This is a genomic window from Rhizobacter sp. P1_G5, from assembly GCF_056405435.1.
In genome coordinates this window covers 1-10,322 of the sequence record NZ_JBFUCB010000169.1, presented here as the reverse complement: position 1 = coordinate 10,322, position 10,322 = coordinate 1, and the positions used below count along the sequence as shown (strand labels likewise).

The following is a 10,322-nucleotide window of genomic DNA, read 5'->3' as shown; positions in this document are numbered from 1 at the left end:
TCGTGTTGCTGCCCTCGTGCGGCTCGACGCCGGGCTTGATGTCCTTCGACACGCCGGCCTTGGCCGGATCGATCACGCCGCGGATCTTCTCGGCATAGCCCTTGTCGAGCAGCCGGTCGAGCGGGTTCTTGACGAAGTCCGGGTCACCCAGGTAGCTGTTGCGGTCGACGTAGGCATGGCGCATCGCCTCGATCTGGTAGTGCACCGACTGCGCCGAGCGGTAGCCCAGGTCCTTCAGCGGGTAGCCTTCGAGCACGTTCAGGATCTCGCAGATCACGACCCCGCCCGAGCTCGGCGGCGGAGCCGAGACGATGCGATAGCCGCGGTAGTCGCACTCGACCGGCGCGAGTTCGCGGGTCTTGTACTGGTCAAGGTCGGCCTGCGTGAGGATGCCCTTGCCGGCCTGGCTGGAGGCGACGATGGCGGCACCCACCGAGCCCTTGTAGAAGCCGGCCTCGCCCTTCTGCGAAATCAGCCGCAGCGTCTTCGCGAGGTCCTTCTGCACCAGGCGCTGGCCGGGCTGGAACGGCTGGCCCTTGTTCAGGAAGATCGCCCCGGAGGCCGGGTCCTTGCGGAAGTCTTCGGTGGAGGTCAGCAGCATGTCGACATCGCCCTGGTCCAGCACGAAGCCCTTCTCGGCGAAGCCGATCGCCGGTGCGATCAGCTGCGCCCGCTTCATCGTGCCGTACTTCGCCCGCGCCAGCTCCAGGCCGGACACCGTGCCAGGCACGCCGACCGCCAGGTGGCCGGTGGTGCTCAGGCCCTTGATCACGTTGCCGCTCGCGTCGAGGTACATGTTCGGCGTCGCGGCGAGCGGCGCCTTCTCGCGGAAGTCGAGGAAGGTCTTGCGGCCGTCGGCCAGCTGGATCGTCATGAAGCCGCCGCCGCCCAGGTTGCCGGCCGCCGGGTAGACCACCGCCAGCGCATAGCCGACCGCGACCGCCGCATCCACCGCGTTGCCGCCCTTCYTCAGCACGTCCACGCCCACCTGCGTCGCGTAATGCTGCGCGGTGACGACCATGCCGTTCTCGGCGGCGGCCGGTGCGATCGACGCGGCATGTACCGTCCAGCAACACACCGTTGCGGCGGATACCACGAAACTCTTCAGCAGACGACGGGTCTTCATCGTGACGTTCTCCTCGGAGGTACCGGATGGCACCAGTGGTTGGAATTCGGCAGGATAGTCGCAAAGCCTTGCAGTCAGTGGGGATAGGCACAAGATTTGCCGACGTTTTGTTGCAAGTATTTGCTCACATTGCCCCTCTGACGGATGGACCGTCCGGCGCCATCAGCACTCTCCGAAGTCGAGTGCTAATATCAAGGGAACGAAAGGAATTTCAGCATGTCTGATGCTTCCATGAGCCTCACGAAGACCCTGTCCCCCGATACCGCCCTGACACTGCGCGACCCGTTCGCGATGGTGCCCTCGCTGGGCAACCTCGATGCGTACATGTCGGCGATCAATCGCATCCCGCTGCTGACGCACGAAGAAGAAGTGTCGTTCGCGCGCCGGCTGCGCGAGCACGGCGATGTCGAAGCCGCCGGGAAGCTGGTGCTGTCGCACCTGCGCCTGGTGGCGTCGATTTCGCGCCAGTACCTCGGCTACGGCCTGCCGCACGGCGACCTGATCCAGGAAGGCAACGTCGGCCTGATGAAGGCCGTCAAGCGCTTCGACCCGGACCAGGGCGTGCGCCTGGTCAGCTACGCGATGCACTGGATCAAGGCGGAGATCCACGAGTACATCCTGAAGAACTGGCGCATGGTGAAGGTCGCGACGACCAAGGCCCAGCGCAAGCTGTTCTTCAACCTGCGCTCGATGAAGCAGAGCATGAAGGAAGACGCCGCCGACGGCTCGACGCACCGTGCCACGCTGACGCAGGCCGAGATCGACCGCGTCGCGCAGCAACTGAACGTCAAGCGCGAGGAAGTGCTCGAGATGGAGACCCGCCTGTCCGGCGGCGACATCGCCCTCGAACCGCAAGGCGACGACAGCGAGGAAAGCTACGCGCCGATCGCCTACCTGGCCGACGACAGCAGCGAGCCGACCCGCGTGATCGAGGCGCAGCGCCGCGACTGGCTGGCCGGCGACGGCATCGCGCAGGCGCTCGACGCGCTCGACGCACGCAGCCGCCGCATCGTCGAGGAGCGCTGGCTGAAGGTGAACGACGACAGCTCGGGCGGCATGACGCTGCACGACCTGGCCGGCGAGTATGGCGTCAGCGCCGAGCGCATCCGGCAGATCGAGGTCGCCGCGATGAAGAAGATGCGCAAGGCGCTGACCGAAGCGGCGTGAGCGCCGGACGGAAAGCACGAAGGGCCCCTCGGGGCCCTTTCCTTTTGTGCGGGAGGCGTTTCAGGTGCTCTTCAGCAAGGCCTGCAGGTCCGACTTCAACGCCTCGCTGCCGCTGCCGTAGCGCGTGAACAACCGCAGCTTGCCGCTCGTGTCGAACACGTACGAGCCGGCGGTGTGGTCCATCGTGTAGCTGCCCTCGGTCTTGCCGGGCACCTTGGCGTAGAACACCTTGAACGACTTCGCGACCGCCGCGGTCTGCTCGGGCGTGCCGCGCAGCGCAACGAAGCTCGGGTCGAAGCTGCCCATGTACGCCTTCAGGATCTCCGGCGTGTCGCGCTCCGGGTCGATCGTGATGAACACGCCCTGCACCTTGTCGCCGTCGGCACCAAGCGCCTTCTTGACCTGGGCGAGCTCGGCCATCGTGGTCGGGCAGACGTCGGGGCACTGCGTGTAGCCGAAGAACACGACCGTCAGCTTGCCCTTGAAATCGGCCAGCGTGCGCGTCTTGCCGTTCTGGTCGGGCAGCGACAGGCCGCTGCCGTAGTCGGCACCGGTGATGTCGACCGCCTTGAAGGCCGGCGTCGACGACGCGAGCTGCGGCAGCTTGTCGCAGCCGGCCAGCAGGCCGACACCAGCGAACAGGAACGCGGTGGCAAGGAATCGGCGTTGCATCGTCACAGCAGGGGGCTCAGGTAGTGGTCCACCAGCAGCGCTGCGAACAGCAGCGACAGGTGCCAGATCGAGAACAGGAAGGTGCGGCGCGCAAGCGCATCGGAATACGAGCGCCACAGCTTCCATGCGTAGCCGGTGAACATCGCACCCAGCACCACGGCCGCGGCCAGGTAGAGCCAGCCGCTCATGCCGAACACGAACGGCAGCAACGTCGCGGCGAACAGCACGAAGGTGTACAGCAGCACCTGCAACCGCGTGAACTCGTTGCCGTGCGTGACCGGCAGCATCGGCAGGCCGGCCTTGCGGTAGTCCTCGACGCGGTACAGCGCCAGCGCCCAGAAATGCGGCGGCGTCCACAGGAAGATGATCAGGCACAGCATCAGCGCCTCGGGGCCGACCTCGCCGCGCATCGCCGCCCAGCCGAGCACCGGCGGCATCGCGCCCGACGCACCGCCGATCACGATGTTCTGCGGTGTCAGCGGCTTCAGCACCACGGTGTAGATCACCGCGTAGCCGATGAAGGTGGCGAAGGTCAGCCACATCGTCAGCGGGTTCACGAACAGGTACAGGACGGCACTGCCGATGGCGCACAGCACGCCCGAGAACAGCAGCGTCTGCGTGTTGGTCAGCTCGCCCTTGGCGGTCGGCCGCCAGGCGGTGCGGGCCATCTTCGCGTCGATGTGCTGCTCGACCAGGCAGTTGAACGCCGCCGCGGCGGCCGCCACCAGCCAGATGCCTGCCGTGCCTGCCAGTGCGGGCTTCCAGTCCGGCAGGCCCGGCACCGCGAGCAGCATGCCGATGACGGCGCAGAACACGATCAGCTGCACCACGCGCGGCTTGGTCAGCGCGTAGAACTGCCGCCAGCGCGGCGGATGGGCGACGCGGGTGTCCGTGGCGGCAGGGGTGGTCAAGGTGTTGGACATGGGCAGCGAACCGCTGATTTTACGAGGCGTGCCCCCAGGCCGCAGCCGCGGGAGAACGCCGCCCGACGGACAAAACGTCCACATGCGCACGCGCCAGCAGCGCCGCCAGCAGCGTGAGCAGCGCCGCGGCGCCGCCGGTGTGGGCCAGGGCCGCCACCAGCGGCCAGCCGAGCACCACGTTGCCGAGCCCGCTGGCCAGTTGCCAGGCCGCGACCGCCGCGAAGCGCAGCGCCCAGCGGCGCAGCGCCGGCTCGCCGCTCGCATGCAGTCGCCAGGCCAGCAGCAGCAGCGCCGACAAGGTCACGAACGCGCCGATGCGGTGCACCACGTGGATCGCCGTCAGCGCGGCGAACGGCAGGAAGCCGCCGTCCTTGCCGGCACCCAGCTCGCGCCAGACCGCGAAGCCGTGCTCGAAATCCATCGCCGGCCACCACTCGCCCTGGCAGGTCGGGAAATCGGTGCAGGCGAGCACCGCGTAGTTCGTGCTGACCCAGCCGCCCAGCGTCACCTGGGCGAGGGCGATCGCGAGCACCGCCCACACCGCGCGGCGCAGCGAAGCCGGCATCGCGAGCGACGGCCGGTGGGGGTCATTGGCCTGGGCCTGGACCTGGGCCTGCACCGCGAGCAGCATCAGCAGCCCGAGCCCGCCGAGCAGGTGCAGCGTGACGATGGCGGGGAACAGCTTCATCGTGACGGTCAGCGCGCCGAACGCGCCTTGCACACAGACCCAGCCGAGCGTCGCCGTCGCCCACCACGGTGACAACGCGCGTGCGTCGCGCCGCCGCTGCCGCCACGCCGCGATCGTGATCGCGATGATCAGCACGCCGACCCCGCCCGCAAGGTAGCGGTGCACCATCTCGACCCAGGCCTTGCCGTGCGTGACCGGGCCGCCGGGCATCGCCGTCTGCGCCGCCTCGATGTGGCCTTGCGCGCCCAGCGGGCTGGCGTTGCCGTAGCAGCCGGGCCAGTCGGGGCAGCCGAGGCCGGAATCGCTGAGCCGCGTGAAGGCGCCGAACAGCACCAGGTCGAAGGTGAGGAACAGCGTCATCACCGTGAGGGCGCGCAGCCGCGTCGCCGGGTGCGCGCGGCGGTGCCGCAGCACGATCCAMACCAGCGGGCCGGTCGCGAGCAGCACCGCCACCAGCGCCATCGTGGCCAGCGGGCTCAGGTCATAGGACGCCACCGCGCTCATCTCAACGCGCCGGGCGTCCGGGCTGGTCCCACGAGGCCGACGCGCGCAACAATTTTTCAATGTCGCGCTTCAGCCGCGCCGCATCGGGCTTCGGCGGCACCCGCATCATCCACTGCCCCATCGGATCGACGAGGTAGATGTGCTGCGACAGCGCCTGCCCCTCGGCCGGCGCGAGCCAGGCCGCGAGCCGCTCGCGCGAGACCCACAGCACCGAGGCCGGCGTGCCGACCGAGATCGCCTGCATCACCTCCGGCCGCGGCGCGCCCGTGCCGGTGACGAGCCAGACCTTGTCGACGCGCTCCTTCTCGCGGCCGAGCGACTCGCGGATCTGCCGCTGCAGGTAGAGATGGTCCTCGCAGGTCTTGTCGCAGGCCGCGTCGCCGACCACGACGATCAGCCACTGATCGCGCAAGGCTGCGGCCGCCACCGGCTCGCCGCCCAGCGTGCGCAGCCCGAGGTCGTCCGGCATCGGCCGCCCCGGTGTGATCAGCTCGCTGTAGTTGGTGCGGCCCTCGGGCCGGATCACGAAGTAGGTGAAGTACGACGCGATCACCGGCGCGGCGCACACCGCCAGCACCAGCAGCATGCGCAGGCGGCCTGCCGCGGTGCGGCGCTGCTCGTCGGCCAGCGCGGGTGACGGCAGCGAATGCACGCTGAAGTTGAGCGGGCTGTCAGGCACRGCGCCGGAGCCGGGGACGGAGGAGTTGGAACCAGACATACAGACCTGCCATCAGTGCGCACATCGCGAACCACTGGAACGCGTACCCATAGTGCTTGTGGATGTCGACCGCGGGAGCGGGCCAGTGGCGCGACAGGCCATCGGCCGGTTCGTCGAGCTGCTGCACCGACAGCGGCCGCAGCGTCACGCCGACCTCCTTCGCGAACGCCGCGAGGTCGAGATTCTGCCGGATGGTACCGGGGGCACCGCCCGCGAAGTCGAACAGCCGTGCGGGAGGCGGGGCGATCAGCCCGCGCACCTCGACGCGGCCGGCGGGCGTCGGCACGCTCGGCACGCGGGTGCGGTCGACCATGTCGCGCGGTGCCCAGCCGCGCTGCACCAGCACCGCATCGCCGCCCGGCAGCACGAGCGGCGTCACGACGAAGAAGCCCGGCCGGCCGTTCATCTGCCGGTTGTCGAGGAAGACGGTGGCCGCCGTCCGCCACTCGCCCTGCAGGCGCACCGGCCGGTAGTGCTGGGCCTCGGCCTCGGGCGCGGTGCGCGCGAGCGTCGCATCGTCGAGCGGCGCCAGGTGGCCGCGCTCGTCGAGGGCCGTCTGCAGCGCCTGCTTCTGCGCGGCCCGGCTCAGCTGCCACATGCCGAGCCGGGCGGTGATGCCCATGCCCAGCACGGTGGCGATCAGCACGATCGCGGCGAGAGTGCGGGTGGAATAATCGGTGCCCATGAAATACCTGATCGGCGTCGCCTTCGTCCTCATCATCGGCGCGCTGGCATTCGCCGGTGTCTTCATGATGCGCGACGGCCGCGATGGCAAGCCGAAGACGGGGAACATGATGCGTGCGCTCGCCGTACGCGTGGGTCTCTCGGTCCTGCTGTTCGCGATCATCCTGTTCAGCTACTGGATGGGCTGGATCCAACCGACGGGCATCCGCACGAGCTGATCACCGCGAATGAAAAAGAGCGCCGCAAGGCGCTCTTTCCATCCAGCAACTCCCCAGGATCCGGCTCCGCCGGGCCGAGGGGAGGCGCCCCTCGGGGGCAGGAGCGAAGCGACTGGGGGGCCCTGTCTAGAGCCAATACACGACGATGTAGAGGCCGAGCCACACCACATCGACGAAGTGCCAGTACCACGCGGCGCCTTCGAAACCGAAGTGGCGCTGCGGCGTGAAGTGCCCGCGCTGCAGGCGCAGCGTGATGAACAGCAGCATCAGCATGCCGACGAACACGTGGAAGCCGTGGAAGCCGGTCAGCATGAAGAAGGTCGAGCCGTAGATGCCCGACGACAGCTTCAGGTTCAGCTCGCTGTACGCATGGTGGTACTCGTAGCCCTGCAGCGTCAGGAACAGGATGCCCAGCAGCACCGTGATCCACATGAAGGTGATCGTCTTCGCGCGCTGGCCGGCGATCAGCGCATGGTGCGCGATCGTCAGCGTGACGCCCGAAGTCAGCAGCAGCGCGGTGTTGATGGTCGGGATCGGCCACGGGCCCATCGTGCGGAACGGCTCGACCGTGCCGGCCGGCGCCGCGGTGAAGCCCACGCCCGAACTCGGCCAGATCGCCTTGAAATCGGGCCACAGGATCGCGTTGTCGAAACTCGCGAGGTTGGGCACCGCATGCAGCCGCGCCCAGAACAGCGCGCCGAAGAAGGCGCCGAAGAACATCACCTCGGAGAAGATGAACCAGCTCATGCTCCAGCGGTACGAGACATCGATGCGGTCGCTGTAGAGCCCGCCCTCGCTCTCGCCGATCGCGTCGCCGAACCACTGCTTCAGCACGAAGGCCCACCACAGCAGCCCGAACAGCAGCACGTACGCCGCCCAGCCGTGGCCGTTGACCCACTGGCCGGCACCGAAGATCACCAGCAGCAGGCCGAAGGCGGCCATCACCGGGTGCCGCGAAGGCGCCGGAACGAAATAGTGAGGGGCCTGGCCCGAATGCGTCGCTGACGACATGTGTTCTCCTGCTAGTCCGATCTGTCTGTCTCTTGCTCTTCAGCTCGCGGTGGCGACACCGCTGGCCAACACCCACTGCACCAGCACCACGAGCACGATCACGAACAGCGCGGCGCCGAGGACGCCCGCGATGATCAGGTGCACCGGGTTCAGCTGCTCCACATCCTTCTCGTAGTCGCCCGACTTGCGCACGCCGAAGAACGACCAGGCAACCGCCTTCATCGTCATCAGGAACGAGCCGCGGCGCTTGACCGCATCCTTCAGGCCATCGCTCATGAACGAGGCTCCTTCGACACCGCCGCCACCTTGCCGCCCGCCACCTCGAAGAAGGTGTACGACAGCGTGATCGTCTTCACGTCCTTCGGCAGCTTCGGGTCGATCACGAACACCACCGGCCACTGCTTGCTCTCGCCCGGCTTCAGCGTGTGCTCGCTGAAGCAGAAGCACTCGAGCTTGTTGAAATGCGGCGAGGCCTGCTTCGGCGCGTAACTCGGGATCGCCTGCGCGGTCATCGTGCGGTCCTGCACGTTGCGGAACTCGTACATCACCGTCGCGAGCTCGCCCGGGTGCACATCGATCGAACGCTGCATCGACTTGAACTCCCACGGCCCGCGCGCGTTGGCATCGAACTCCACCGTGATCGTGCGGCTCGCGTCGACCTGCGTGTTCCTGCTCGGCGCATCCGAATTGCCCGGCACCGCGCGCTCCGACAGCGACAGCACGTTGACGCCGAGCGCTTCGCAGATCGAGCGGTACATCGGCACCATCGCCAGGCCGAAACCGGCCATCACGACGGCCACCACGACCAGCTTGCCCGCCATGCGCAGGTTGTCGGTCTTCAGGCCTTTGTCGTTCATGGCATCAGAGTCCGCATCACAGCCCGAAGAGAGCGGCCTTGGCCATGAAGCCGATGAAGAAGACGATGGCCACCGAGGCCAGGATCCATCCCAGCCGGCGGTTGTTCTTCTTCTGCTCGGGCGTCATGTCAGCCGATCACCTTGGTGGCGGCCGCGTTCAGCTTCGGCGGGTGCTCGAAGGTGTGGAACGGCGCGGGCGACGGCACTTCCCATTCCAGCCCTTCGGCGGCTTCCCACGGCTTCTGCGGCGCCGGCTCGCCCTTGCCACGCATGCAGGGCACGACGATGAAGAGGAAGAAGTAGACCTGCATCAGCCCGAACCAGAACGCGCCGATCGACGCGACCATGTTGAAGTCGGCGAACTGCATCGGGTAGTCGGCATAGCGTCGCGGCATGCCGGCCAGGCCCAGGAAGTGCATCGGGAAGAACGTCAGGTTGAACGAGATCAGCGAGCCCCAGAAATGGATCTTGCCGCGCGTCTCGCTGTACATCACGCCGGTCCACTTCGGCGCCCAGTAGTAGAAGCCGGCGAACATCGCATACAGCGAGCCGGCCACCAGCACGTAGTGGAAATGCGCCACCACGTAGTAGGTGTCCTGCAGCTGGATGTCGACCGGCGCCATCGCGAGGATCAGGCCGGTGAAGCCACCCATCGTGAACACGAAGATGAAGCCGACCGCGAACAGCATCGGCGTCTCGAAGGTCATCGATCCGCGCCACATCGTSGCGATCCAGTTGAASAYCTTCACGCCSGTGGGCACSGCGATCAGCATSGTSGMGTACATGAAGAACAGCTGGCCSGTRACCGGCATGCCGGTSGTGAACATGTGGTGCGCCCASACGATGAACGACAGGATSGCGATSGASSCGGTGGCGTACACCATSGAGGYGTAGCCRAACAGGCGCTTGCGGGCGAAGGCCGGCACGATGTGGCTCACGATGCCGAACGCCGGCAGGATCATGATGTACACCTCGGGGTGGCCGAAGAACCAGAAGATGTGCTGGTACATCACCGGGTCGCCGCCGCCGGCGGGGTTGAAGAAGCTGGTGCCGAAGTGGCGGTCGGTCAGCGTCATCGTGATCGCGCCGGCCAGCACCGGCATCACCGCGATCAGCAGGTAGGCGGTGATCAGCCAGGTCCAGCAGAACATCGGCATCTTCATCAGCGTCATGCCGGGCGCGCGCATGTTGAGGATGGTGACGATGATGTTGATCGAGCCCATGATCGAGCTCGCGCCCATGATGTGCATCGCGAAGATGCCGGCATCCATCGACGGCCCCATCTGCAGCGTCAGCGGCGCATACAGCGTCCAGCCGGCCGCCGGCGCGCCGCCGGGCATGAAGAACGAACCCACCAGCATCAGCGCGGCCGGGATCAGCAGCCAGAAGCTCAGGTTGTTCATGCGCGCGAACGCCATGTCGGGCGCGCCGATCTGCAGCGGCACCATCCAGTTCGCGAAGCCGACGAAGGCCGGCATGATCGCGCCGAACACCATGATCAGCCCGTGCATCGTCGTCAGCTGGTTGAACAGCTGCGGGTTGACGATCTGCAGGCCCGGCTGGAACAGCTCGGCACGGATCAGCAGCGCCAGCATCCCGCCCACGATCAGCATCGTGAACGAGAACAGCAGGTACAGCGTGCCGATGTCCTTGTGGTTGGTCGCGTAGACCCAGCGGCGCCAGCCGTGCGGGTGGTGGGCATGATCATCATGCCCGGCGTGGGTGTCGTGGCCGTGGCCGTGCGGATCGAGAAC

At 67.3% G+C, this 10,322-nt stretch carries 13 protein-coding genes; 2 read left to right on the top strand and 11 right to left on the bottom strand.

Translation table 11 applies throughout. The features are described 5' to 3' along the window. The coding region (locus AC1D12_RS13955) for a gamma-glutamyltransferase family protein (RefSeq protein WP_477841030.1) at window positions 1–1,126 on the bottom strand (1,126 nt) is incomplete at its 3' end. 231 nt (window positions 1,127–1,357) lie between these two features. Here AC1D12_RS13955 and rpoH point away from each other — a divergent pair. Continuing rightward, the gene (gene rpoH / locus AC1D12_RS13950) at window positions 1,358–2,293 is read left to right on the top strand and encodes an RNA polymerase sigma factor RpoH (protein WP_465114173.1); all 936 of its coding nucleotides are present in this window, start codon (window positions 1,358–1,360) and stop codon (window positions 2,291–2,293) included. 60 nt (window positions 2,294–2,353) lie between these two features. Here rpoH and AC1D12_RS13945 read toward each other — a convergent pair whose 3' ends face one another. From AC1D12_RS13945 to AC1D12_RS13925, 5 genes are read right to left on the bottom strand one after another with little or no spacing between them, the layout of a single operon-like run. Next, a complete protein-coding gene (locus AC1D12_RS13945; RefSeq protein ID WP_477841028.1) occupies window positions 2,354–2,965 on the bottom strand; it encodes an SCO family protein in 612 nt (203 codons plus the stop codon). A gap of 2 nt (window positions 2,966–2,967) precedes the next feature. Then, entirely contained in the window at window positions 2,968–3,888 is a 921-nt protein-coding gene (gene cyoE / locus AC1D12_RS13940) for a heme o synthase (RefSeq protein WP_477829070.1), read from the bottom strand. A gap of 19 nt (window positions 3,889–3,907) precedes the next feature. Next, on the bottom strand, window positions 3,908–5,080 hold the full coding sequence (locus AC1D12_RS13935; protein WP_477841026.1) for a COX15/CtaA family protein: 1,173 nt from the start codon (window positions 5,078–5,080) through the stop codon (window positions 3,908–3,910). 1 nt (window position 5,081) lies between these two features. Next, window positions 5,082–5,798 carry an SCO family protein gene (locus tag AC1D12_RS13930; RefSeq protein WP_477841024.1) on the bottom strand — a complete coding sequence of 239 codons (717 nt, stop codon included), beginning with the start codon at window positions 5,796–5,798 and terminating at the stop codon, window positions 5,082–5,084. Beyond that, entirely contained in the window at window positions 5,752–6,483 is a 732-nt protein-coding gene (locus AC1D12_RS13925) for an SURF1 family protein (RefSeq protein ID WP_477841022.1), read from the bottom strand. Before AC1D12_RS13925 ends, AC1D12_RS13930 begins: the two co-directional genes overlap by 47 nt. On the opposite strand from AC1D12_RS13925, the gene AC1D12_RS13920 reads away from it, so the two are divergent. Next, the gene (locus AC1D12_RS13920) at window positions 6,482–6,700 is read left to right on the top strand and encodes a twin transmembrane helix small protein (RefSeq protein WP_465114114.1); all 219 of its coding nucleotides are present in this window, start codon (window positions 6,482–6,484) and stop codon (window positions 6,698–6,700) included. The genes AC1D12_RS13925 and AC1D12_RS13920 overlap by 2 nt on opposite strands. Window positions 6,701–6,826: 126 nt before the next feature. Here the strand turns inward: AC1D12_RS13920 and AC1D12_RS13915 are convergent, their stop codons facing one another. The 5 genes from AC1D12_RS13915 to ctaD all read right to left on the bottom strand — a co-directional run. Continuing rightward, a complete protein-coding gene (locus tag AC1D12_RS13915; RefSeq protein ID WP_477825937.1) occupies window positions 6,827–7,711 on the bottom strand; it encodes a cytochrome c oxidase subunit 3 in 885 nt (294 codons plus the stop codon). A gap of 39 nt (window positions 7,712–7,750) precedes the next feature. Continuing rightward, complete coding sequence (locus AC1D12_RS13910) at window positions 7,751–7,987, bottom strand: DUF2970 domain-containing protein (RefSeq protein ID WP_047499735.1); 237 nt, start codon at window positions 7,985–7,987, stop codon at window positions 7,751–7,753. Beyond that, window positions 7,984–8,568, bottom strand: a complete 585-nt coding sequence (locus AC1D12_RS13905) for a cytochrome c oxidase assembly protein (RefSeq protein ID WP_477841020.1) — start codon at window positions 8,566–8,568, stop codon at window positions 7,984–7,986. Before AC1D12_RS13905 ends, AC1D12_RS13910 begins: the two co-directional genes overlap by 4 nt. Before the next feature lie 16 nt (window positions 8,569–8,584). Beyond that, window positions 8,585–8,695 carry a cytochrome oxidase small assembly protein gene (locus tag AC1D12_RS13900; protein WP_211191384.1) on the bottom strand — a complete coding sequence of 37 codons (111 nt, stop codon included), beginning with the start codon at window positions 8,693–8,695 and terminating at the stop codon, window positions 8,585–8,587. A gap of 1 nt (window position 8,696) precedes the next feature. Then, window positions 8,697–10,322 (bottom strand): cytochrome c oxidase subunit I (gene ctaD / locus AC1D12_RS13895; protein ID WP_477841018.1); only part of this gene is annotated, 1,626 nt, incomplete at its 5' end.